This is a genomic window from Agromyces sp. NPDC058136, from assembly GCF_042884375.1.
Taxonomy (GTDB): domain Bacteria; phylum Actinomycetota; class Actinomycetes; order Actinomycetales; family Microbacteriaceae; genus Agromyces.
The window spans coordinates 319,089-341,859 of the sequence record NZ_JBHVUA010000004.1; the positions used below are offsets into that span (position 1 = coordinate 319,089).

Genomic DNA, 22,771 nt, shown 5'->3' on the forward strand with positions numbered 1-22,771 from the left:
CCAGCGTAGTGCGCGCGAACCGCTCAACCCGTCGCGGCGCGGCGCAGCGTCGGCAGCACGAATGCGCGGCGGGCGGCGGGAGCCGGCTCGGGCAGGATCGTGCCGAGCACGTACGCCCGCAGCGCCGCCCGAAGGGGCGCTCGGCCCGCCGCGTCGCGCAGGGTCCTCGCGCTGAGGATGGCCGCGTCGGCCGCGCGGCCGTCGTGCGGCAGCAGTGCGGCGTCGGTGATGCCGGCGAAGCGGCGGAGCGTCTGCCTCACCTGCGCGTGGGCGTCGATGCCGAGCGCGCTCTGACGAACCCGGTTCACGATCACGTCGATGCGCGCGGCCTCGACGAGCGAGGCGAGTTCGTCGTACCCGCGGAGCAGGCGCGAGAGGCCGACCGGGTCGGCGAGGCCGACCGCGACGACCCGGTCGGCCGCTTCGAGCGCGGCGAAGGTCGCGGCGTTGCGTCGGGGCGCGAACTGGTCGCTCGTGAGCTCCTCATCGCGTTCGAGGCTGAAGCCCGTGTCGATCACGAGGTACTCGAAGTGGTCGCGCATCGTCGTGAGGGCGTTCGTCACGCGCTCCTGCGAGAGTTCGGGCCACCGGCTCGGTCCGACGAGACCGGTGAAGACGTCGAAGGAGGCGCGCGGCGCGGAGTATCGCTGGGCGATGCGCTCGAGCTCGCTGCGGTCGAGCGCGCCCGCACCGGCGAGCCGGCATGCAGCGGCGAAGCCGGGCGTCTCGTCGAGGAGGCCGAGCACGGGCGCGATGCCCCCGCCGTACGGGTCGGCGTCGACGAGCGCCACCCGGTGGCCTGCGGCCGCGAGTTCGGCGGCGAGGTTGATCGCGATCGTCGTGCGACCGGGCGCGCCTGCGGCACCCCAGACCGCGATGACCCGCGCGTCCGGGCCACCCGCCGTGCTCGCGACGCCGACCCGCGACGGCACCGCGATCCCGCCGCTCACGAGCGCTTCGAGATCGCTCCACTCGGCGTCGCCGCCGACGAGTTCGTGCACGCCGAGCGCCCCGGCGTGGGCGCGCTCGGCGTCGTTTGCGGCAACGCCCACGAGCCGGATGCCGCGCTCGTCGCACGCGGCGAGGAGTTCGGCGCTCAGGGTGCCCCGCCCCGCCCCCACCACGACGACCTCGGGCGCCAGCATGTCGAGGCACTCGATGACGTCCCGCCAGCCGACGAGGCGTGCGACGATCGTGTGCCCGTGCTCGATGAGATCGGGCAGCAGGCGGTCTTCGGTCGACGCGTCGAGGGCGAGCGCGAGGCGCGCCATCTCAGTCGCCCGCCGATCGGCTCGCGACGAGGTCGACCGCGTCGCCGGCGGCGAGCGCCTCCAGCAGCGCCGCGACCTTGTCGCGGGGAACGAGCAGTTCGACGGCGACGCCGTCGGAGGACACCATGCCGGTCTCCTCGACGATGCCCGCGATCTCGGCACCGCCGACGAGCACGGCGGGCGCCTCGAAACCGCTGCGCTCGCTCGCCTTCGCCGCCCAGACGTCGACCAGCGACCCCGCTTCGAGCCCGCTCGGCAGCGGGCCGCGGCTCGGCACCACGACCGTCGAGAGGCCGGTGCGATCGGCGTCGTCGACCGAGGAGCTCGGCACGAGTTCACCGGCGCGCACCGTGCGCGAGACGACGAGCCCGTCGCCCCGCCCGTCGGCGTCGCCGACGAGCAGGTAGTGCTCCTCGCTCGCGCCGAGCCGCACCGAGGCGACGTCGAGCGCATCGAGCTCGAGCTCGGTGCCGGGCGTGAGGGTGTCGCGCGCGACGTACACCTCGACGGTGTCGTCGAGGCCCGAGACGAGCGCCCAGACGCCGAACGTCGACCCCGCCACGAGCGCGAGTCCGATGAGGAGCCTCGGGTCGAGCCTCACGGCCCCCCGTTCGCGTCGGCTGCTGCGAGCGGTCATCGGTGCGTCCTCCTGTCGTCGGCGCCCGTGCGCCGGATCCATCGTGGCGCGAACCACGACGAGCGTCCCGAAGTTATCCACAACGGCTCGGAGACTCCCGCTCCTTGCGGCTTCGGGTCGATAATCGAGACATGAGTTCAACCGGCGCGGGCGGCGAGATCGGCCGCTTCCTCACGATCGCCGACGCAGCCGAGATCCTCGCCGTCGACGTCGCGACCGTCGACGGGTTGGTCCGCAGCGGCGAGCTCCCGGCGATCCGCGTCGGCACCTCGGGGCCCTGGCGTATCGAACGCGCGCAGCTCGAGGTCTGGATCGAGATGCAGTACGAAGAGACCCGCGTGGGCGTCGCATGGCACGAGGGCGAGTTCTCGAACATCGTCGAACTCTCCGGCGCACGCAGCTCCCGCCTCCGCCCGGTCGACTGACGGCCCCGGCGCGGTGCCGCGACTCGGCGGCGGGCTCGGTTCAGCCGAAACGGGCCAGCACGAGCCGCGCGAGGGGCACGATCCGGTAGCCGTGCACCTCGCGTTCGCGCCGCGGACTCCCCGGCTCGTGCAGCGCGAGGTCGAGGTGGTCGCGCGCGACGCGGTCGATCGTGCCGTGCACGGTGCCGTCGAGCGTGGTGAGCTGCACCGCCGTGCGCCTGCGGCACAGATCGCGCAGCACGAGCGGCAGGCCGATGCGTTCGGCGAGACGAACGGATGCCTCGGGCAGCGCCCGCAGGCTCGGATCGAGCTGCCCGCGGCCCGGCAGGATCGCCGCGATCGCGGAGATCGGCACGATGCACTGCTCGACGGGGCGCCCGTGGTGGCGCGTCTCCGCGCTCATCCAGTCGCGGCCGAAGCCGAGCGGGCGTACCGCGAGCGTCGTGCCGCCATGCAGTTCGATGCGCACGACGTCATCGCCGGCGCCGCCGAGTTCGCTCGCCCGGGCGATGGCGGCGAGCCGATCGCGCAGGGTCAGCCGACCGAGTCGGAGGCGCTCCTCCTCAAGGGCGAGCGCGCGCTGCTCGTCGTGCTGCTCGCGGTCGAGCTGCGACTCGAGGTCGTCGAACAGCAGATCCCAGCGCATGCTGCGACGCTACCCGGTGACGCCCGGTGACGCCGGAGTTCTCCACAGCCGCAGAAATCTCTTGACACGCTCTGACACGGCTCCTTACATTTCACTGGAGTGAGTCACATTTGTCCCCCTCTCGGGGGGTGAACCAGGTCGCGGCCCCGAACGCCGTCGCCTCCCAGCCCTACTGGAGCACAGATGACCGTACGTGATGCCGCGACCGCCCGAACGGTCGCGGTGCAAGGCAGTGCCGCCCGCCACCTCGAGTTCGACCTCGATGACGACTACTTCGCCCCGCAGCCGACGCGCAGCGCCGAGCTGCCCGACCCCGAGCAACTGCTGCGCAACCTCGCGCACTGCGTGCTCGAGTCGTTCGCCGGGGCGCGCGACCTCGAGCAGCTCGCCCGATGGGTCACCGACGACGTCTACCGGGCACTGTCGAAGCGGGTCGTCCTCGCGGCTCGGGCTCGCCGGGTGAAGGGCCAGCAGGCGCAGCGTCCGAGCTTCGCGATCGGCCGCGTGCACCTGCACGAACCCGCCGAGGGGGTCATCGAGGCGGTCGTGATGGTGCATCACCGGGTGCGTTCACGCGCGGTGGCGATCCGGCTCGAGGGATTCGATCGCCGTTGGCGCGCGAGCGCCGTCAGCGTGCTCTGAGACCCGACCGGTCACCGCACTGCGCCACTGCGGCGGATCAGTCCCAGCTGGCGCGCGCGATCAGTCCCAGCTGGCGCGCTCGTCCTCCCGCGGCGCGAGCACGACGCTCGTGCGCGTGTCGAAGGTCTGCACCGGTCGCTGACCCGTCCACCGCTCCCAGCCGGGGTCGCCGTGGGTCGCGAAGGCCACCCAGGCGCCGTGCATCTCCTCGGCGAGCGAGGCGGGTGCCGCTCCCCCGGTGAGCGCCACCGCATCGGGCGCGTCGAGCCGGTCGAAGACCGCCGGCAGGTCCATGCAGTGCGCCGCCCCGAGGCCGAGCCGCGGGCTCGACCACCCGAACTCGTACACCCATGTCGCGGCCCCGCGCCCGAGTCGGGCGTCGGCGAAGCGGTTGAAGGGCAACCGCAGCAGGAGGTCGGTCGCGAGCGCGCCGAACAGTTCCCCGCGGCCCGCTCCGGGTCGGTTGCGTCGATAGATGCGCATGGTCGCACCTCGGATCTTGAAGCTGAGCCGAGCCGCGACGAGGTGCAGTGCGCTGATGCGCGAGGTGAGCCCGGTCGGTTCGAGCCAGAGACGGGCCTCCTCCCGCGTCGAGCCGATGAGCACCGGGATCGCGTCGGCGGCGCCGTCTCGGAGCGCGGCCTCGGGGTCGGGCAGCCCTTCGCCCGTCGCCAGCATGAAGCCCGGTCCGCCGGTGACGGGCGTCGTGCCCGCGGTGACCCGCAGTTGCGCGGCCACGAGCTCCTCGGGGGCGACCTCGGCGAACGCGTCGCGGGTGGCGGCGATGCCGAGGTCCTTCGCGATGAGCCGGGTGATCCGCGCGGCCTTCTCGCGCGGACGGCCGGCGAGCGGCCCGCTCTGCAGGATCGCCCGGTCGGCGAGCCCGACGCCATCGGGATGCACGAGCGCGGCCGCGATGAGCGAGGCACCCGCCGACTGACCGGCGACCGTGACGCGCTCGGGGTCGCCGCCGAAGGCACCGATCTCGCTGCGCACCCACTGGAGCGCCGCGATCACGTCGAGCAGCCCGAGGTTCAGGGGCGCGCCGTCGAGCACCGAGAACCCCTCGGAGCCGACCCGGTAGTTGATCGCCACGAAGACGACGCCGTCTCGGGCGAACGTCCGGCCGTCGTAACTGTCGAGGGCGTTCGAGCCCCGCGAGAGCGCGCCCCCGTGCACCCACACGATCACCGGGTGCGGACCGGGCGCCTCGGGCGCCCAGACGTTGAGGTTCAGGATCTCGTCGCCCGGCACCTCGACCGAGGGCAGCACCTGCTCGAGTCCGCCCCCGTACGGCGCCTGGGGCGAGGTCGCGCCCGGGCGCGTGGCATCCCGTTCGCCCGACCAACCGGGGTGCGGCGCCGGAGCCGCGAACCGCGATTCGCCGAACGGGGCGGCCGCGTAGGGCACCCCGAGGAACCGGTCGATGCCGTCGGCACGCGAACCCCGAAGCATCCCGCCGCGGACCCGGGCGAGGGCCGCATGGGGCGAGACGACGCCGAGATCGTGCTCGGTGCCGGGCAGCGCGGCGCGGTCATCGGCGGGTGACGCCATGGATCCTCCTCGATTGGGCGATCCTCCGATCGTAGGGGTCGACGGCGCCCGGGCGCTATCGGGCAGACCGCCCGGGAGCACCCGATGTGCGCACGCCCCCGATTCGGCGCGGATGCCGCGGGCCTCCGCAGCGCGTCGGGCGCTCTGCCGCGAGCACGGCGAGCACGTGAGCACCACGAGCACGCGCGCACGGCGAAACGGCCACGGCCCGCACGCTCCGAAGAGCGTGCGGGCCGTGGCATCCGACGGGGCGGCTCAGCGCCCCTTGCGCTCCTGCGCTCGACGCTCCGAGCGGTTCTGCGGTGCGACCTCGCCGCCCGAGCGCTGACCGAAGGCCCCGCGCTCGGTCTCAGCGGCCGGCGACTGGCTCTCGGCGACCGCGCGGCGCGCGCGCTGGGTCGCCGCCTGCTGCACCTGGCCGCGCTGGTTGCGCACCTCGACGCCGCCCGAGTCGCTCGGCGCGGTATAGCTCAGCTTCTCGTCGGCGGTGTTCTGGCGGCCGAGCCCCTTCGCCTCGATCGTCGGACCGGTGCCGCCCTGCGGGGCGACCTCGACCTCGAGGTTGAAGAGGAACCCGACGGTCTCCTCTCGGATGGAGCCCATCATCTGCTGGAACATCGCGAAGCCCTCGCGCTGGTACTCGACCAGCGGGTCGCGCTGCGCCATGGCGCGCAGGCCGATGCCGTCCTTCAGGTAGTCCATCTCGTAGAGGTGGTCGCGCCAGCGGCGGTCGATCACCGAGAGCACGACGCGACGCTCGAGCTCGCGCATCGCGGGGCTGCCGAGCTGCTCCTCGCGGCGCTCGTAGGCGAGCTTCGCGTCGGAGAGGATCTCGCGGCGCACGAAGTCGCGGTTGACCCGGCCCTTCTCGCCCGCCTCGGCGACGACCTCGTCGATCGTGATGCCGATCGGGTAGAGGGTCTTGAGCTCAGTCCAGAGGGCGTCGAAGTCCCACTCGTCGGGGCTGCCCTCGGCGGTGTGCTGCGCGAGCACCTCGTCGATGACGTCTTCGAGGAACTTCTGGGTGCGCTCGTGCAGGTCGTCGCCCTCGAGGATGTGACGGCGGTCGCCGTAGATCGCCTCGCGCTGGCGGTTCAGGACGTCGTCGTACTTCAGGACGTTCTTGCGGATCTCGGCGTTGCGGGCCTCGACCTGCGACTGCGCCGAACGGATCGCGCGGGACACGACCTTCGACTCGATCGCGACGTCGTCGGGCACGCCGCGCGACATCAGGCTCTCGGCCGCACCCGCGTTGAACAGGCGCATGAGGTCGTCGGTGAGCGAGAGGTAGAAGCGGCTCTCGCCCGGGTCGCCCTGACGGCCCGAACGGCCGCGCAGCTGGTTGTCGATGCGACGCGACTCGTGGCGCTCGGTGCCGAGCACGTAGAGCCCGCCGGCGGTCAGGACCTTCTCGGCCTCGACGTCGACCTCGGCCTTGACGGCCTCGAACACGCCGTCCCAGGCGGCCTCGTACTCTTCGGGCGTCTCGGCGGGCGAGAGGCCCTTCTCGTGCATCTGCTGCACCGCGATGAACTCGGCGTTGCCGCCGAGCATGATGTCGGTACCGCGGCCGGCCATGTTCGTCGCGACGGTGACGGCGCCGAGGCGGCCCGCCTGCGAGACGATCGCGGCCTCGCGGGCGTGGTTCTTCGCGTTCAGGACCTCGTGCCGCACGCCCTTCTTGGCGAGCAGGCGCGAGAGGTACTCGCTCTTCTCGACGCTCGTGGTGCCGACGAGCACGGGCTGGCCCTGCTTGTGGCGCTCGACGATGTCTTCGACGACCTGGGCGAACTTCGCCTCCTCGTTCTTGTAGACGAGGTCGGGCTGGTCGATGCGCACCATCGGCTTGTTCGTCGGGATGGGCACGACGCCGAGCTTGTAGGTCGACATGAACTCGGCCGCCTCGGTCTCGGCGGTACCCGTCATGCCGGAGAGCTTCGAGTAGAGGCGGAAGTAGTTCTGCAGGGTGACGGTCGCGAGCGTCTGGTTCTCGGCCTTGACCTGCACGCCCTCCTTCGCCTCGATCGCCTGGTGGATGCCCTCGTTGTAGCGGCGGCCCACCAGGATTCGGCCGGTGTGCTCGTCGACGATGAGCACCTCGCCGTTCATCACGACGTAGTCCTTGTCGCGCTTGAACAGGGCGTTCGCCTTGATCGAGTTGTTGAGGAACGAGATGAGCGGGGTGTTCGCCGACTCGTAGAGGTTCTCGATGCCGAGGTAGTCCTCGACCTTCTCGATGCCGGGCTCGAGCACGCCGACGGTGCGCTTCTTCTCGTCGATCTCGAAGTCCTCACCGGGCACGAGTCGGTTCGCGAGACGCGCGAACTCGGCGAACCAGCGGTTCGCCTCGCCCGAGGCGGGGCCCGAGATGATGAGCGGGGTGCGCGCCTCGTCGATGAGGATCGAGTCGACCTCGTCGACGATCGCGAAGTGGTGGCCGCGCTGCACCATGTCGGAGGCCTGCCACGCCATGTTGTCGCGCAGGTAGTCGAAGCCGAACTCGTTGTTCGTGCCGTAGGTGATGTCGGCGGCGTACTGCTCGCGTCGCACCTGCGGAGTCTGGCCCGCGACGATGCAGCCGGTCGTCATGCCGAGGGCGCGGAACACGCGGCCCATGAGCTCGGACTGGTAGCTCGCGAGGAAGTCGTTGACGGTGATGACGTGCACGCCGCGGCTCGTGAGCGCGTTGAGGTAGGCGGCGGTCGTCGCGACGAGGGTCTTGCCCTCACCGGTCTTCATCTCGGCGATGTTGCCGAGGTGGAGGGCGGCGCCGCCCATGAGCTGCACGTCGAAGTGACGGAGGCCGAGGGTGCGGCGCGAGGCCTCGCGGACCGCGGCGAACGCCTCGGGCAGCAGGTCGTCGAGCGACTCGCCGCTCGAGTAGCGCTCGCGCAGCTCGACGGTCTCGTGCTTGAGCTCCTCGTCGCTGAGGGCCATGAACCCGTCTTCGAGGGCGTTGATCGCCGCCGCGTAGTTCTCGAGCCGCTTGAGGGTGCGCCCCTCGCCGACGCGGAGGACTCTTTCAAGAATCGAAGCCACGAATGTTCTCCTGAGTTTCATCGGCGCTGTGCCGTCGACGCCAGCCTCGGGTGGCGGCGGCGCCTCGTGCCGCGTGTGCAGCGGCCACTATAGCCATGCTAGCGGGCTGCGACCTGACAGACTCCGCCGCCCGTCATCCGACGGGCGGCGGAGCCTGAGGTTCAGAACATGACGGCGATCAGGATGCCACGGGCTCGCGCCCCTTCGTCACCGGGGTGTCGAGCGCGGCGTCGGCGTGCTCGTCGAGGCCGATGAGGCCGTAGTCCCAGCCCTTGCGCCGGTAGACGACGCTCGGGCGGTTCGACTCGGCGTCGACGAAGAGGTAGAAGTCGTGCCCCACCAGCTCCATGAAGTAGAGGGCGTCGTCGACGGTCATGGGCGCCGTGGCGAACACCTTGCGCCGGATCACGACGGGGCTGTAGACCTCGTCCTCCCCGATCTCGTCGACCTCGGACACGACGGGGATCGCCCCGGTCCGCACCCGCTCGAGCACCTCGGGTGCCGCAGCCTGCACGCCCACGTCGGCGAACCCGGCCTCGGTCGCCTCGCGGAGCGAGGTGTGGCGGTGGTTGCCGCCTCGATGGACCTTCCGTCGGTCCTTCGCCCTCCTGACACGTTCGAGCAATCGCCCGAGCGCGACATCGAACGCCGCGTACTTGTCGGTGCCGTCGGCCTCGGCCCGGACCACCGGACCCTTGCCGAACAGGGTCAGCTCGACGCGGTCGAGCCCGGGGTTGCCGTTCTTCTCGTTGTGACGGCTGAGCTTCACGTCGAGGGAGATGGCCCGGTCGTTGAGGTGCGTGACCTTCTCGGACTTCTCCGTCGCGTACGCGCGGAAGCGGTCCGTGATCCCCAGGTTTCGTCCGACGATGTTCAGTTCCATGACGACCTCCGTTCACCGACGTGTCACCCGGTTCTGAAGGGTGGATCGACCACGCCTGTCCTGCCACCGTAGCCCCCTCGCTCCCGGTTGTCACGATGCGTTGGCAGGGAGTTCGCCGAGAGCCGAACCGCGGTGCAACGGCGTTTCCGCGACGACCGCCGAACCCACCACCGAACCGCCGGCCATGCCCACGGCACGGGCCGCTTCGGCGAGCGTCGACCCCGTCGTGAGGATGTCGTCGACGAGCAGGAACCGGCGCCCGTCGAGCCGGCGCAGGGCGACGAGGGCGCCTGCGGCGTTCGCCCGACGCGCCGCCTGGCCGAGCCCGGCCTGGTCGGCTCGCTCGCGTGCGAGGCGCAGCACGCGGGCCGAGCGGATGCCGCTGCGCCCGAGCAGCAGCTCGACCGGCGCGTAGCCGCGCTCGCGATGGGCGCGCGGGGTCGACGGCACGGTGGCGATCTCGATGCCGCGGGCGGGGCCCGCGACGGGGCCTTCGGCGAGCGCCGAAGCGAGCGCCGAAGCGAGCGCCGCCCGCAGCGCGACCGCGAGCGGCTTCGCCGCGTCGGTGCGGCCGCCGTCCTTGAATGCGGCGAGGATCATCGCCGCCCGGCCCGTGTACGCGAGTGCCGCGTGCGCGCGGAGCTGGGCTTCGACACCCGGCACGGCGCGGGTCACGATGCGCGGCTCCGGCACGAGCGCGGCGAGGCAGTCGCCGCAGACCGCACGGTCGACGGCGCCGCACCCCGCGCAGGCGACGGGGGCGAGCACCGCGAGCCCGTCGAGTACCGCGTCGCGCACGGCGCCGAGGGCCGCATCGCGAACGGTCGTCGCCGTTCCGACGATCGCAGGTCCGGTGATCGTGCGCACCCGTCGAGTGTGCCTCCGGCCGCCGCCCGCCGAACCGCGGCGTCCACGACTCGCACCGGAAGGCACGCGCCGGCCTGCTGTGGAGGACGACTCAGTCGGGCATCTGCGTCGCGACGAACCCGATTCCGGAGGCGCGGATCTGCCAGCCCACACCGCTCTGCACGTCGAGGTCGCCCGAGGCGGTGAGCACGCGGAGGTTGCGTTCACCGTTGCCGGCGTCGAGCTGGATCCCGTTCTCGGGGCCGGTGACCGTGCCGGGCACACCGCCGAGATCCGTCACCACGATGCGCGTGTCGCCGTCGGGCATCGAGGTGAGCGAGGCGACGGTGTTCGCATCGAGCCAGGCGACATCGCGCGGGGCGCCGGCGAGCCCTTCGAGGTCGAGCACCTCCCCGCCGAGTTCGAGGGGCATGCCGTCGGCATCGCGGCGGATCGATGCGGCGACGAAACGAGTGCGGGTGCCGTCGCCGAGCAGTGCGATGATGCGCGTGCCGTCGCGCGAGACCTCGAGTGCCGCGATCGTCGAGCCGGTCCACGGCACCGCGATCGGGCGCTCCGCCTCCTCGCCGCTCGGCAGGTACGCGACGAGCTCGCCGGGTGCGGTCGCGGGCACCGACCAGATGACCCCGTACGGGTCCATCGCGGGGGCGATGAGCCCCTGTCGGGGGTCGCGCACCTCGGCCGCCTCGCCGGGCCGCACCACCGAAACGCCCGCCTGGTTGCGCACCGCCACCGATCGCGCCTGCGGGCCGACGGCGGCCGCGGTCGGCGCGAGCCCCTCGACCTGCGGCGAGAGGTCTTCGATCGCTTCGACGGAATCGCCCGAGGCGGTGAGGTAGCCGAAGCTCGTGCCGTCGTACACGACCGGACGCGGATCGACCGGCGGATCGTGCACGGGCGGGTCGCTGAGCGGCGGCACCTCCTGCACGGCGCCGTCGATCGCGAGCGCGACCTCGTCGACGTTCCGCACCGCGCCGATGAGGCTCTCGTCGAGCTGCTCCTGCATGCGCTGCACGGTCAGCACGTCATCGAAGGAGGCGCTCGCGAGCTCGACGCTCGCGACCCCGTTCGCGATGGGCACCGAGTTCGTCTCGAGGGCCGCCCCCTCGGGGAACGCCGTCGTCACACCGGGGGCGAGCCACCCGGCCGGCCCGGCGAGCAGGGCCCGCACGATGCTCGTCTGCACCGAGTCGCGCCCCGCGAACCAGCGCAGGTCGGGCACGAGATAGCGGAACGTCGGATCGAAGAAGGCGAGCTCGTAGGGCCGGAACACGTCGCCGAAGGTCAGTTCGTCGATGAGCAGGCCCGGCGGGGCGTCGGCGATGCGCCACTCCCCGTCGACCAGCGCCAACCGGTACTGCAGCGCGACCTCGGCCGCGGATTCGGGCAGCACGTACTGGCCGTTCTCCAAGAGCGACGCGGCCGGGGTCGCCTCGACCGCGAGCTGCGCCTCCACCGCGCCCTCGGCCGGCTCGGGCCCGTCGAACGTCCGCTCGGCGAGCACGTCGACGGTCGCCCCGGCCCCAGGCAGCCATTCCGCCGAGAACTCCTCCGTGAGGAACTGCCTGGCGACCGCGTAGTCACCGCGCGGACTCGCCGCAGCGTCGATGAAGCCCTGCACGATCTGCTCGGGTCCATCGCCCTTCTGCGGCCCGCGCACGAAGGTGTCGAGCTCGAGGGACTCCTCGACCGGATCGGGGTTGCCCACACCCACGGGTCCCGAGGTCGGCAGGGCGACGCAGCCGCTGAGCAGCGCGGTCAGGGCGAGGGCCAGGGATGCCACGGCCACGCGTCTACGCATCGTTCCCACCCCGCTCCGCGGCATCCGTCGGTCGCTCGCCGTCGGCATCGAGCTCGACGGCGCTGATCACGCCGGTCGGCGGCGGCCCGCTCGCGTGCACGTCGTCGGGTTCGAGCGGCAGCGGCGACACGAGCGACTCGGCGTCGCCGTCGGCGCCCCGCGGCAGCGTGAGCCGGAAGACCGTGCCCGTTCCCCGGCTCGACCACACGTCGAGCGTGCCGCGGTGGGCGACCGCGTCCTCGAGCGAGATCGCCAGCCCGAGCCCGGTGCCGCCGATCGTGCGGGTGCGGCTCGGGTCGGCACGCCAGAACCGGTCGAACACGCGCGCGCTCTCCTCCTCGGTCATGCCGAGTCCGTAGTCGCGCACCGACAACGCGATCGCCGACTGGTTGCTGTCGACCGACACGACGATCGGGCGCCCCTCGCCGTGCTCGATCGCGTTGCCGAGGAGGTTCCGCACGATCCGGCGGATGCGGCGAGGGTCGACCTCGGCGTCGACGTGGCCGCCGGGCGCGACGAGACGCAGCTCGCTGCCGCGCTCGCGCGCGAGCTCGTGCATCGACTCGATCGCGTCGCCCGCGAGATGGACGAGGTTCGTCGGCTCGGTCGCGAGCTCGACGGAGCCCGCGTCGTAGCGGCTGATCTCGAGGAGGTCGGCGAGGAGCGTCTCGAATCGCTCGGTCTGCGTGTGGAGCAGCTCAACGGTGCGCGAGGTCGGCCCCGGGAAGTCGTCGCGCTGTCCGTACAGGACGTCGCCCGCGAGCCGGATCGTCGTGAGCGGCGTTCGCAGCTCGTGCGAGACGTCGGAGACGAAGCGCTGCTGCATCACCGAGAGCTCCGCGAGCTCGCGGATGCGCGCCTGCAGGCTGTCGGCCATGCCGTTGAACGAGGCGGCGAGGGTCGCCAGCTCGTCCTCTCCCTTGGAGGGCATGCGCACCCCGAGATCGCCCGCCGCGAGCCGGCGGCTCGTCGCGGCCGCGGTGCGGATCGGCTCGATCACCCAGCGCACGACGAGGAGCGTGATCGCGCTCAGCAGCACGATGAGCGCGATCGCCCCGAGCACGCCCACCGCCTGCATGAATCCGAGGGTCTCCTGCGCATCGGCGAAGTCGTAGCCGATGTAGAGCTCGTAGGCACCGGCGCGCGGCACCTCGAGGGTCGACCCGACGACGACGCCCGGGTCGGTGCCGCCGTCGGAGTTCTCGAGCGCGACCGACTGCCAGAACTGCCCGTCGGGATTGTCGCGGACCCGCTGCTGCAGTTCGTCGGAGACGACGGCGATCAGCTGCGGGTCGCCGCGATCGAGCGGCGCGTCGCGCACCGCCGCCTCGGTCGGCACTCTGAAGTAGGCGATCGACGACGACCCGGAGGTCGACTCCACGGTCCGCACCGTCCCGGTCATGAGACTCTGCAGCGCACCGCGGTCGGCGGCATCGGAGGAGTTCAGGATGCGCTGCGCCGCGACCGTCGCGTTGTTCGCCGCGGCGAGCGACTGGTCGAGCTGGCTCTGGAAGAGGTTGGACGCGACGCTGAAGGAGATGTACAGACCGATCACGAAGATCGCGAGCGACGAGAGCGCGATCGTGATGACGACGGTGCGGAACTGCAGCGAGCGGCGCCACAGCACCGACATCCGCCGTGGCAGCTCGCGCCACGAACCCGCGAGCGGGATCGCCGTGGCCTCGGTCGGTGGCATCCGGCCCGTCGCCTAGGTCGTGGCGCCGGCGCGGTACCCGACACCGCGCACCGTCATGACGATGCGCGGGTTGTCGGGGTCGTGCTCGACCTTCGCGCGGAGCCGCTGCACGTGCACGTTCACGAGCCGCGTGTCGGCCTTGTAGTGGTACCCCCAGACCTGTTCGAGCAGCATCTCGCGGGTGAACACCTGCTGCGGCTTCGACGCGAGTGTGAGGAGGAGGTCGAACTCGAGCGGGGTGAGGTTGATGCGGGTCTCTCCGCGACGGACCTCGTGGCCTGCGGCGTCGATGACGAGGTCGCCGATGCCGAGCGTGGCCACGACCGGTTCGGGAGCGGGGCGGAGCCGTGTGCGGATGCGGGCGACGAGCTCCTTCGGGTTGAAGGGCTTCACCATGTAGTCGTCGGCGCCCGACTCGAGGCCGCGAACCACGTCGGTCGTGTCCGACTTCGCGGTGAGCATGATGATCGGCGTCCCCGATTCGGCGCGGATGCGACCGCAGACCTCGATGCCGTCCATGCCGGGCAGCATCAGGTCGAGGAGCACCAGATCGGGCTTCGACTCGCGGAACGCGGCGAGCGCGGCGGCGCCGTCGGCGCAGAAGACCGGTTCGAAGCCCTCCGTGCGCAGCACGATGCCGATCATCTCGGCGAGGGCCGTGTCGTCGTCGACGACGAGTACGCGTGCAGTCATCCCGTTCATTCCTGTCGGCGCCGTGCGGCGCAGTCCCATGGCGGCACCGTGCTCCGGCGCAGTCCGGTGGGCACCAGCGTAGTCGCTCGGCGTGCGCGAACGCCCGAATGTGCGAGCATGGGGACACCCCCGCCGGAAGGAGTGCGTACAGGTGTCGGATCACGACTGGCAGGCGCCCGGCGTTCCGGCGAGCGGTGCTCAGGATGCCACGGTGCCGCCGCCGTACGGCGCACCGCCCGCACCGCCCGCACCGGGCGGGTACCCGCCGCCTCCGCAGGGCGCGACTCCCCCGCCGGGCGAGTACCCCCCGCCCAGCGCGTATCCGGCTCCCGGTGCATGGTCGCCGCCGCCGAAGCCCGGCCTCCTGCCGCTCCGGCCGCTGAGCTTCGGCACCCTGCTGTGGGCGCCGTTCCAGGCGCTGCGCCGCAATCCCTCGGCGACGTTCGGCAGCGGCCTCGTCGTGCAGCTCGTCTCGGCGCTCGCGACGCTCGCCGTCGTGGTGCCGTTCATGGTGTTCGCGTTCACCCGCGTCGAGAACGCGGCCACCGAGGACGCGGACGCGCTCATGTCGGGCGGCGTCGGCGCGTTCCTCCTGCTGATGCTCGTGCCGGTCGCCCTCTCGATCGTCGCGAGCGCCTTCCTCCAGGGGGTCATGGTCATCGAGGTCGCCACGGGCACCCTCGGCGAACGCCTCTCCTTCAGCGCGCTCTGGCGGCGGGCCGCTCGTCGCATCTGGCCGCTGCTCGGCTGGACGGCGCTCGTGACCGTCGCGATCCTCCTCGTCGTCGCGGTGTTCACGGTCGTGATCGTCATCGCGGCACTCACCTCTCCGACGGCGCTCGTCATCGCGATCGTGCTCGCCCTCCTCGGAGTCCTCGGGCTCATGGTGGTCGGCGCCTGGCTGACGACGAAGCTCGCGATCGTGCCGAGCATCATCGTGCTCGAGCACGCCGGCATCGGCGAGGCCGTGCGCCGATCGTGGCGTCTCACCAACGGCTACTTCTGGCGCACCCTCGGCACGCTGCTGCTCGTCGGCCTCATCCTGAACGTCGCCGGCCAGGTGGTCGTGCAACCGGTGTCGCTGATCGGCACGATCCTCGCCGCGATCGTCGATCCGACCGGCGAGGGCGCGGCGATCGGCATCACGATCGCGACGACCGTGCTCAGCCTCGTGCTCTCCCTCCTCATCGGGGCCATCACCGCCGTGGTGCAGTCGGCGCTCGTCGCGGTGATCTACATCGACCTCCGCATGCGCACCGAAGGGCTCGATCTCGAGCTCACCCGCTACGTCGAGCAGCGCGACGCGGGCGCGCCCGCCGCCGGCGACCCGTATGCACCGCCGTCGGCGACCAGCGCCCCGATGCCCGCCGACGCGTGGCAGCAGCGGCCCTGATCGTGCGATTCGCTCCCCCGCTCGACCCCGACGCGCCCGAGGCGCGTCGGTGGCTCGAGGCCGAGCTCTCGAAGACCGAGTACCAGGCCGCGAAGCCGACGGCGTTCGACCAGGCGATGCAGGCGATCCGGGAGTGGCTCGAGGATCTCCTGCAGGGAGCCGGCGGCGTGCCGGCGCCCGTGGTGCAGCTCATCATCGTCCTCCTCGTCGCAGCCCTCCTCGTCGTCGCGTTCCTCGTGTTCGGCGTGCCGCGCCTCCGCCGCCGCACGCCTCCCCCGCTGCCGCTCTTCGACGACGGCGACCTCCGCGACCTCGCGACGCTCCGCCGGGCGGCCGAGTCCGCCGCTGCGGCGGGCGATTGGCCGCTGGCGATCGAAGAGCGCTTCCGTGCGATCGTCAGGGGCCTCGTCGACCGCGAGCTGGTGCAGGTGCACCCGGGCACGACCGCGCACGCGTTCGCCGCCTCGGCGGCGGCGCCCTTCGCCGGCCTCGCTGAGGCGCTCGCCGCCGTCGCCGCCGACTTCGACGGCGTGCGCTACCTCGGTCGACCCGGCAGCCGCGACGACTACGATCGCGCGACGGCGCTCGAACGCGAACTCGAGGCGACGCGCCCCGCCGGCGCCCCGGCTTCCGATGCCGTCGCCGCAGCGGAGCCCGCCCGATGAGCGCTGCCCCGCCCGCGACGGTGGAGCCGACGCGCGCTCCGGGCTCCGCACCCGCTCCCGCCCCCGCCCTCACGCCGACGGTGCGCGCGAGCGTGCGCCGCAGGCGCATCTGGATCGTCTTCGCCGCGGTCCTCCTGCTCGGCGCGGTCGCCGTCCTCATGATCAGCGGCGGCGGCCGTGCGTCCGGCCCGCGCCTCGGCGCCGAGAACCCGGCTCCCCTCGGGGCGAAGGCCCTCGTCGAGGTGCTCCGCGACCACGGCGTCGAGGTCTCGGCCGCGCACGACTACGACACGGCGCTCCTCGCCGCGAAGTCGGGCGACACCGTCCTCCTCTACGACGAGTACGGCGTGCTCGACGACGATCGGCTCAGCCGGCTCGCGATGTTCGCCGATCGGCTGGTCGTGGTGCAGCCCGGGTTCGCCGCGCTCGAGGCGCTCGCCCCCGGCGTGCGTCTGGCCGGCACCGCGAGCGGCGCGCTCGAGGGCGCCTCGTGCGGGCTGCCCGCGGCCGAGCGCGCCGAATCCCTCTCGACCGACCAGCGCCTGCTCACCGTCGACGACGAGGCGGCGGCCGACGGCTGGCAGGGGTGCTTCCCCGACGCCGAGCAGGGCTTCGCCGTCGTGACCGGGCCGTCCGCGGGCGGCGAGCTCACCCTCGTCGGCGCGAGCACCGTGTTCGAGAACGGCCGCATCACCGAGCGCGGCAATGCGGCGCTCGCCGTCGGGCTCGCCGGGGCATCCGACGAGCTCGCCTGGTATCTGCCGGGGCCGGCCGATGCCGATCCCGACGAAGCGCCGACCGCCGGCGAACTCCTGCCCGGCTGGGTGAGCCCGGTGCTCACCCTCGCGGTCCTCGTGACGATCGTCGCGGGCATCTGGCGCGGCCGTCGCTTCGGCCCGCTCGTCGTCGAGAACCTGCCCGTGCAGGTGCCGGCCGGCGAGACGAGCACCGGTCGCGCCCGGCTCTACGCACGCAACGCGGCTCGCACCCACGCCCTCGACCAGCTGCGGCTCGGCGCGATCACCAGGATCTCGGCGATGCTCCGGCTCCCGCGCAACGCCGAGGTCGGCGAGGTCGCCACCGCCGCCGCCACCGCGACGGGGCGCGACCCGCTGCAGGTTCGCGCCGTGCTGCTCGACGCGGTGCCGGCGGGCGATCAGGACCTCGTGCGACTCGCGGGCGCACTCGACGAACTCGAGGGCGCGGTGCGTGCGACACTCGCACCCGAGACCTCCCCTCCGCGTTCCGCGGACGAACCAGGAAGGCGACCATGACCGACCCGATCGCGAACGAGCAGGCGACCGTGCCCGACGACGAACTCCGCGCCGCCGAGCCGGGCAGCACCGTCACCTCCGACGACGAACTGCGCGCCGCCCTCAACCGCGTGCGCACCGAGGTCGGCAAGGCCGTCGTCGGCCAGGACGGCGCCGTGACGGGCCTCATCATCGCGCTGCTCACCCGCGGCCACGTGCTGCTCGAGGGCGTCCCGGGCGTCGCGAAGACGCTCCTCGTGCGCACGTTGAGCCGTACGCTCATGCTCGACACCCGCCGCCTGCAGTTCACGCCCGACCTGATGCCGGGCGACGTCACCGGCTCGCTCGCGTACGACCCGCGATCGGGCGAGTTCGCGTTCCGCGAGGGGCCGGTGTTCACGAACATCCTGCTCGCCGACGAGATCAACCGGACGCCGCCGAAGACGCAATCGGCTCTCCTCGAAGCGATGGAGGAGCGCCAGGTCTCTGCCGACGGCGTCACCCGCCCGCTGCCCGACCCGTTCATGGTCGCCGCGACGCAGAACCCCATCGAGTACGAGGGCACGTACGCGCTGCCCGAGGCGCAGCTCGACCGGTTCCTCCTGAAGCTCGTGCTCGAGGTGCCCGAGCGCGACGCCGAGGTGTCGCTGCTCAGGCGCCACGCCGACGGCTTCGACCCGCGCGACCTCGCCGCCGCGGGCGTCACCCCGGTGCTCGGCGCCGCCGAGCTCGCCGCGGCGCGGCGCGCGGCGGCCGCCGTGCGCGTGGAGGACGACGTGCTCGCCTACCTCGTCGACCTCGCCAGGGCGACCCGGCGCAGCCCGTCGATGCGGCTCGGCGTGAGCCCCCGCGGCACGACCGGACTCCTCGCTGCGGCGAAGGCGTGGGCGTGGCTCACGGGGTACGAGTCGCTCACCCCCGACCACGTGCAGGCCATGCTGCTGCCCGTCTGGCGGCACCGGGTGCAGCTCCGCCCCGAGGCCGAGCTCGAGGGCGTGTCGATCGACCAGGTGCTGCGCGGGATCGTGCAGCAGGTGCAGGTGCCGCTCTGAGATGGCGCTGACCGGTCGATTCGTCCTGCTCGTCGCCCTCGGGGTCGTCCCCGCGGTGCTGGCGGGCATGTCGGGCGCGCCCGAATCGTGGCTCGCCCTCCTCGGCTGGTTGCTGCTCGTCATCGGCGCGGCCGCCGTCGACCTCTCGCTCGCGGCCTCGCCGCGGGCGGTCGCGTTCACCCGTGAGCTCCCCGATCGGGTGCGGCTCGGCGAGCCGGTCACCTCGCAGCTGACGGTGCAGAACCTCGGCGGCCGGATGCTCCGCGCCACCGTCCGCGACGGATGGGAGCCGTCGGCCGGGGTCGCCGGCCCCAACCGATCGCGGCTCGCCGTGCCGCCCGGCGAACGCCGCCGGATGACGCTGCACCTCGTGCCGACCAGGCGCGGCGACCGCCGGACCGAGCAGGTCACGATCCGCTCGGCCGGACCGCTCGGGCTGTGGTCGCGGCAGGCGACGCTCTCGGCGCCGGGCCGGGTGCGGGTGCTGCCGCCGTTCCACTCGCGGGTGCATCTGCCGTCGCGGCTCACCCGCCTGCGCGAGCTCGACGGACGCACCCCCCTGCTCATCCGCGGCCAGGGCACCGAGTTCGACTCGATCCGCGAGTACGTGCGCGGCGATGACGTGCGCTCGATCGACTGGCGGGCGACGGCCAGGCACATCGACCCCGAGGTGCCGGGAAACACGCGGCTCATGGTGCGCACCTGGCGGCCCGAACGCGACCGCCGGATCGTCGTCGTCGCCGACACCTCCCGCACGGCGGCCGCGCGCATCGCCGACGAGCCGCGCCTCGACACGAGCTACGAGGCATCCCTGCTGCTCGCCGCGCTCGCGACCCACGCGGGCGACCGCGTCGACTTCCTCGCCACCGACCGCCGTCTGCGGGGGCGCGTACACGGTGCGAGCGGGCCCGAGCTCCTCGCCCGCATGGTCGACACGATGGCGGGCATCGACGCCGAACTCGTCGAGGCCGACTGGTCGCTCGTGCCCGGCCAGGTGCGCGCGGTGACGAGTCGGCGGGCACTCGTCGTGCTGCTGACCGCCGCCGACTCCCCCGGCAGCGCGCGGGGCCTCCTCTCGGTGCTGCCGCAGCTCACGTCGCGGCACACGGTGATCGTCGCGTCGGTCGCCGACCCGGCGCTCGTCGCCGCGCGCCGGGCGCGTGGCGACCTCGACGAGGTGTACGCGGCCGCCGCCGCGGAACGCGGACTCCTCGACGGCGAACGCGTCGGCGCCGCGGTGCGGCGCCTCGGCGGTCAGATGGTGACGGCGGCCCCGCACGAGCTGCCGCCGGCGCTCGCCGACCGCTACCTCGAGCTCAAGGCCGCCGGGCAGCTCTGAGGCGGCCGCGCCTCGACGCGCACGGGTCAGCGTGCGTCGCACCCCGACACGCCCCGACGCCCGTGGACACGCGGGTACGGATTTCGAAACATTCGCGCGGGGTTCACCGGCGGCGAACGACCGACTCGCTACGCTCTGGAAGGCGCCGATGAGGCTGCGCCACGCTCGAGCGGACGCCGTTGCGCCCGCTCACCCTACGAAAGGGACACAATGTCTGACACAGCACCCGCCGTCACCGATCCGTCGACCGATCAGAAGCTCACTCTCCCGTCGACCGCGCAGAAGCTCACCGCCGAACTCCTCGGCACGTTCATCCTCGTCTTCGGCGTCATCGGCGCGGCGATCTTCTCGTCGGCGAACACCGGCCTGCTCGGCGTGGCCTTCGCCCTCGGCCTCGCGGTCGTCGTCGGCGCGTACGCCTTCGGCCCGATCTCGGGCGGCCACTTCAACCCGGCCGTCACGCTCGGGCTCGCGATCGCCGGCCGCTTCGCCTGGAAGGACGTGCTCGGCTACCTCGCGGCGCAGGTCGTCGGCGGCATCCTCGGCTCGGTGGTGCTGCTCGGCATCCTCTCGACCGGCCCCAAGTTCGACATCGCGATCTTCCGCAGCGTGTCGACCGGATACGACGAGCTCTCGCCGGCCGGCTTCGGCCTCGGCTCGTTCCTCATCGTCGAGATCGTCGCGACCGCGATCTTCCTCTTCGTCATCCTCGGCGTGACCTCGGCCGGCCGCGCGGCCTCGAACCTCGCCCCGCTCGCGATCGGCCTCACGCTCACCGTGCTCGTGCTCGTCGCCGGCCCGGTCTCGAACGCCTCGTTCAACCCGGCCCGCTCGATCGCGACGGCGATCTTCGGCGGCGAGCTCGCCCTCACCCAGCTGTGGGCGTCGATCGTCGCCCCGATCGTCGGCGCGCTGCTCGCCGGCGTGATCTACAAGGCGGTCTTCGACCGTCCGGCGAAGCTCACCGCGTAAGCGGGCGCGGGCCCCGCGCCCGCGGCTTCATCGAGAGGCGGATGCCACGTGGCATCCGCCTCTCGTCGTCTCACCCCGCGGCTCAGCCGGCGACGATGCGGGTCGCGCCCGCGTCGAACTCGCCGAGATCGCCGGTCGCGCCGGCCCGCCAGGCCCGCCCGCCGCGCACGAGCATGTAGGCGAGGAAGCCGCCGAGCGCGAGCGCCCCGATGCCGATCTTCACGGCCCACGGCCACGGGGCCGGGGTCACGAAGCCCTCGATCAGGCCCGCGACGAAGAGGAAGAACACGAGCCCGATGGCGACGGTGAAGAGCGCCCGGGCATCGGCGGCGAGCGCGACGCCGCGGGGGCGAGGGCCGGGCGCGACCCACGCCCAGAAGATGCGGAGCCCCGCCGCCGCCGCGACGAACACGCAGGTGAGCTCGAGCATGCCGTGCGGGGCGATGTAGAGGAAGAAGGTGTCGGCCTCGTCGTAGGCGAACATGACGGCGGCGGTCGTGCCGAGGTTCTGCGCATTCTGGATGATCACCCACGGCACCCACACGCCGAGCACGCCGAAGGCGACGCACTGCGCCGCGATCCAGGCGTTGTTCGTCCAGACGGAGCCCGCGAACGAGCCCGCCGGATGCTCGGAGTAGTAGGCGGCGAAGCCCTCCTCGGCGAGCTGGCGGAGCTCGCGCTCGCTCCCGAGCGTGGCGAGCACCCGCGGATCCCCGCCGATCCACCACGCGTAGAGCGCCGCGATGACGAACGTCGCGACCGCGACGGCGAGTGTCAGCCAGCGGATGCGGTAGAGCGCGGCCGGCAGGTCGAACCACGCGAATCGGGTCAGCTGCCGCAGCGGGTTCTCGGGTGCGCCGGTGAACCGCAGTCGGGCCCGCGAGAGCGAGAGCGAGAGCCGGTCGCCGAGGGCCGTCGACCCGGCCGTCGACTTCACGAGCGAGAGGTCGGATGCCCCGGCCTGATACCGCTCGATGAGCTCGTCGGTCTCGGGGCCCGACAGCCGCGAACGGCGTGCGAGCGCGTCGAGCCGCTGCCAGTCGTCACGGCGGGCTGAGGCGAGCGCTTCGAGGTCCATCTGCTTGAATACTACCCATGGCCGAACCGACCGCCGCGTACGTGAACGTCGCCCGATTCGACGACGACGGCGTCATCACCGGCGAGGCCGTGAGCCTCGACCTGCGCCCGGCCAGTGCGGTCATCCGCGCGGCCGGTTCCGCGCTCGATGTGCTCGTCTCGATCGTGCTCGTGCTCGGCCTCCTGTGGCTGCTCGCGAGCCTCGGCACCGACGAGGCCGCGTTCCGCGCGATCATGATCACCGGGGTCGTCGTCGCGATCGTCGTGCTGCCGACCGCGGTCGAGACCGCCTCGCGCGGGCGCTCGCTCGGCAAGCTCGCTCTCGGGCTCCGAGTGGTGCGCGACGACGGCGGATCGATCGGGTTCCGGCACGCGTTCATCCGTGCGCTCGTCGGCGTCGTCGAGATCTACATGACCGTGGGCGGGCTCGCCGTGCTCATCGGCTTCCTGAACCCGTCCTCGAAGCGGCTCGGCGACCTGCTCGCCGGTACGCACGCCCAGGTCGAGCGCGTGCCGGTGCCGCCGTCGAACGCGTTCGACGTCCCGGTCGAACTCCGGGCCTGGGCGTCGACGGCCGACGTGGGCCGGCTCCCCGACCCGCTCGCGCGACGCGTCGCCTCCTTCTTCGCGAACGTCGCCCATCTCGCACCCGCGAGCCGCGAACGTGTCGCCGCGTCGCTCGCGGCCGAGGTCGCCCCCTACGTCTCGCCGGTCCCGCACGCGCCGGCCGAGCGGTTCCTCGCGGGCGTCGCCGCGCTCCGTCGCGAACGCGACGGGGCGCGCCTCGAGCTCGAGGCCGAGCGCATGGCCGCGCTCGCACCGGTGCTCGAGGCGACCTCGCCCGGCTTCCCCGTGCGCTGAGGGCC

Annotated in this window: 20 protein-coding genes; 9 read left to right on the forward strand and 11 right to left on the reverse strand. The window is 72.7% G+C overall.

The window, feature by feature from the left end:
* Positions 1 to 23 precede the first annotated feature (23 nt).
* On the reverse strand, positions 24 to 1,271 hold the full coding sequence (locus ACFVTX_RS13660) for a CpaE family protein (RefSeq protein WP_386900959.1): 1,248 nt from the start codon (positions 1,269 to 1,271) through the stop codon (positions 24 to 26).
* A gap of 1 nt (position 1,272) precedes the next feature.
* Complete coding sequence (locus ACFVTX_RS13665; protein ID WP_386900961.1) at positions 1,273 to 1,908, reverse strand: hypothetical protein; 636 nt, start codon at positions 1,906 to 1,908, stop codon at positions 1,273 to 1,275.
* Between the two features lie 131 nt (positions 1,909 to 2,039).
* Here ACFVTX_RS13665 and ACFVTX_RS13670 point away from each other — a divergent pair, with 131 nt between their 5' ends.
* Positions 2,040 to 2,333, forward strand: a complete 294-nt coding sequence (locus tag ACFVTX_RS13670) for a helix-turn-helix domain-containing protein (RefSeq protein WP_386900963.1) — start codon at positions 2,040 to 2,042, stop codon at positions 2,331 to 2,333.
* A gap of 40 nt (positions 2,334 to 2,373) precedes the next feature.
* On the opposite strand, the gene ACFVTX_RS13675 is transcribed toward ACFVTX_RS13670, so the two are convergent.
* Positions 2,374 to 2,979 (reverse strand): hypothetical protein, encoded by a 606-nt coding sequence (locus tag ACFVTX_RS13675; RefSeq protein WP_386900965.1) that lies wholly within the window; start codon positions 2,977 to 2,979, stop codon positions 2,374 to 2,376.
* 183 nt (positions 2,980 to 3,162) lie between these two features.
* Between ACFVTX_RS13675 and ACFVTX_RS13680 the strand changes: the two genes are divergently transcribed.
* Positions 3,163 to 3,621, forward strand: a complete 459-nt coding sequence (locus ACFVTX_RS13680) for an Rv3235 family protein (protein ID WP_386900967.1) — start codon at positions 3,163 to 3,165, stop codon at positions 3,619 to 3,621.
* Positions 3,622 to 3,681: 60 nt separating this feature from the next.
* Here ACFVTX_RS13680 and ACFVTX_RS13685 read toward each other — a convergent pair whose 3' ends face one another.
* From ACFVTX_RS13685 to mtrA, 7 genes are all read right to left on the reverse strand, one after another.
* A complete protein-coding gene (locus tag ACFVTX_RS13685; protein WP_386900969.1) occupies positions 3,682 to 5,175 on the reverse strand; it encodes a carboxylesterase/lipase family protein in 1,494 nt (497 codons plus the stop codon).
* 255 nt (positions 5,176 to 5,430) lie between these two features.
* Positions 5,431 to 8,214: a preprotein translocase subunit SecA gene (secA, locus tag ACFVTX_RS13690; protein ID WP_386900971.1), complete on the reverse strand. Its 2,784-nt coding sequence runs from the start codon at positions 8,212 to 8,214 to the stop codon at positions 5,431 to 5,433.
* A 178-nt stretch (positions 8,215 to 8,392) separates the two neighbouring features.
* Complete coding sequence (gene hpf / locus ACFVTX_RS13695) at positions 8,393 to 9,097, reverse strand: ribosome hibernation-promoting factor, HPF/YfiA family (protein ID WP_386900973.1); 705 nt, start codon at positions 9,095 to 9,097, stop codon at positions 8,393 to 8,395.
* A gap of 90 nt (positions 9,098 to 9,187) precedes the next feature.
* Positions 9,188 to 9,964, reverse strand: a complete 777-nt coding sequence (locus ACFVTX_RS13700) for a ComF family protein (RefSeq protein ID WP_386900975.1) — start codon at positions 9,962 to 9,964, stop codon at positions 9,188 to 9,190.
* A gap of 91 nt (positions 9,965 to 10,055) precedes the next feature.
* A complete protein-coding gene (locus ACFVTX_RS13705; protein WP_386900977.1) occupies positions 10,056 to 11,747 on the reverse strand; it encodes a GerMN domain-containing protein in 1,692 nt (563 codons plus the stop codon).
* Positions 11,748 to 11,757: 10 nt separating this feature from the next.
* Positions 11,758 to 13,461 carry an MtrAB system histidine kinase MtrB gene (gene mtrB / locus ACFVTX_RS13710; RefSeq protein WP_386900980.1) on the reverse strand — a complete coding sequence of 568 codons (1,704 nt, stop codon included), beginning with the start codon at positions 13,459 to 13,461 and terminating at the stop codon, positions 11,758 to 11,760.
* A 12-nt stretch (positions 13,462 to 13,473) separates the two neighbouring features.
* The gene (mtrA, locus tag ACFVTX_RS13715) at positions 13,474 to 14,154 is read right to left on the reverse strand and encodes an MtrAB system response regulator MtrA (protein ID WP_386900982.1); all 681 of its coding nucleotides are present in this window, start codon (positions 14,152 to 14,154) and stop codon (positions 13,474 to 13,476) included.
* A gap of 151 nt (positions 14,155 to 14,305) precedes the next feature.
* Here mtrA and ACFVTX_RS13720 point away from each other — a divergent pair, with 151 nt between their 5' ends.
* From ACFVTX_RS13720 to ACFVTX_RS13745, 6 genes are all read left to right on the forward strand, one after another.
* Positions 14,306 to 15,547, forward strand: coding sequence for a hypothetical protein (locus tag ACFVTX_RS13720; protein WP_386900984.1), 1,242 nt, complete (start codon positions 14,306 to 14,308; stop codon positions 15,545 to 15,547).
* 2 nt (positions 15,548 to 15,549) lie between these two features.
* Positions 15,550 to 16,212, forward strand: coding sequence for a DUF4129 domain-containing protein (locus ACFVTX_RS13725; RefSeq protein ID WP_386900985.1), 663 nt, complete (start codon positions 15,550 to 15,552; stop codon positions 16,210 to 16,212).
* The gene (locus tag ACFVTX_RS13730; RefSeq protein WP_386900987.1) at positions 16,209 to 17,486 is read left to right on the forward strand and encodes a DUF4350 domain-containing protein; all 1,278 of its coding nucleotides are present in this window, start codon (positions 16,209 to 16,211) and stop codon (positions 17,484 to 17,486) included. The genes ACFVTX_RS13725 and ACFVTX_RS13730 overlap by 4 nt, the downstream gene beginning before the upstream one ends.
* Positions 17,483 to 18,517, forward strand: a complete 1,035-nt coding sequence (locus ACFVTX_RS13735; protein WP_386900989.1) for an AAA family ATPase — start codon at positions 17,483 to 17,485, stop codon at positions 18,515 to 18,517. Before ACFVTX_RS13730 ends, ACFVTX_RS13735 begins: the two co-directional genes overlap by 4 nt.
* Position 18,518: 1 nt before the next feature.
* Positions 18,519 to 19,856: a DUF58 domain-containing protein gene (locus ACFVTX_RS13740; RefSeq protein ID WP_386900991.1), complete on the forward strand. Its 1,338-nt coding sequence runs from the start codon at positions 18,519 to 18,521 to the stop codon at positions 19,854 to 19,856.
* 210 nt (positions 19,857 to 20,066) lie between these two features.
* Positions 20,067 to 20,828 carry an aquaporin gene (locus ACFVTX_RS13745; RefSeq protein ID WP_386900993.1) on the forward strand — a complete coding sequence of 254 codons (762 nt, stop codon included), beginning with the start codon at positions 20,067 to 20,069 and terminating at the stop codon, positions 20,826 to 20,828.
* A gap of 82 nt (positions 20,829 to 20,910) precedes the next feature.
* On the opposite strand, the gene ACFVTX_RS13750 is transcribed toward ACFVTX_RS13745, so the two are convergent.
* Positions 20,911 to 21,906 (reverse strand): stage II sporulation protein M, encoded by a 996-nt coding sequence (locus ACFVTX_RS13750; protein ID WP_386900995.1) that lies wholly within the window; start codon positions 21,904 to 21,906, stop codon positions 20,911 to 20,913.
* A gap of 17 nt (positions 21,907 to 21,923) precedes the next feature.
* On the opposite strand from ACFVTX_RS13750, the gene ACFVTX_RS13755 reads away from it, so the two are divergent.
* On the forward strand, positions 21,924 to 22,766 hold the full coding sequence (locus ACFVTX_RS13755; RefSeq protein ID WP_386900997.1) for an RDD family protein: 843 nt from the start codon (positions 21,924 to 21,926) through the stop codon (positions 22,764 to 22,766).
* Positions 22,767 to 22,771 lie beyond the last annotated feature (5 nt).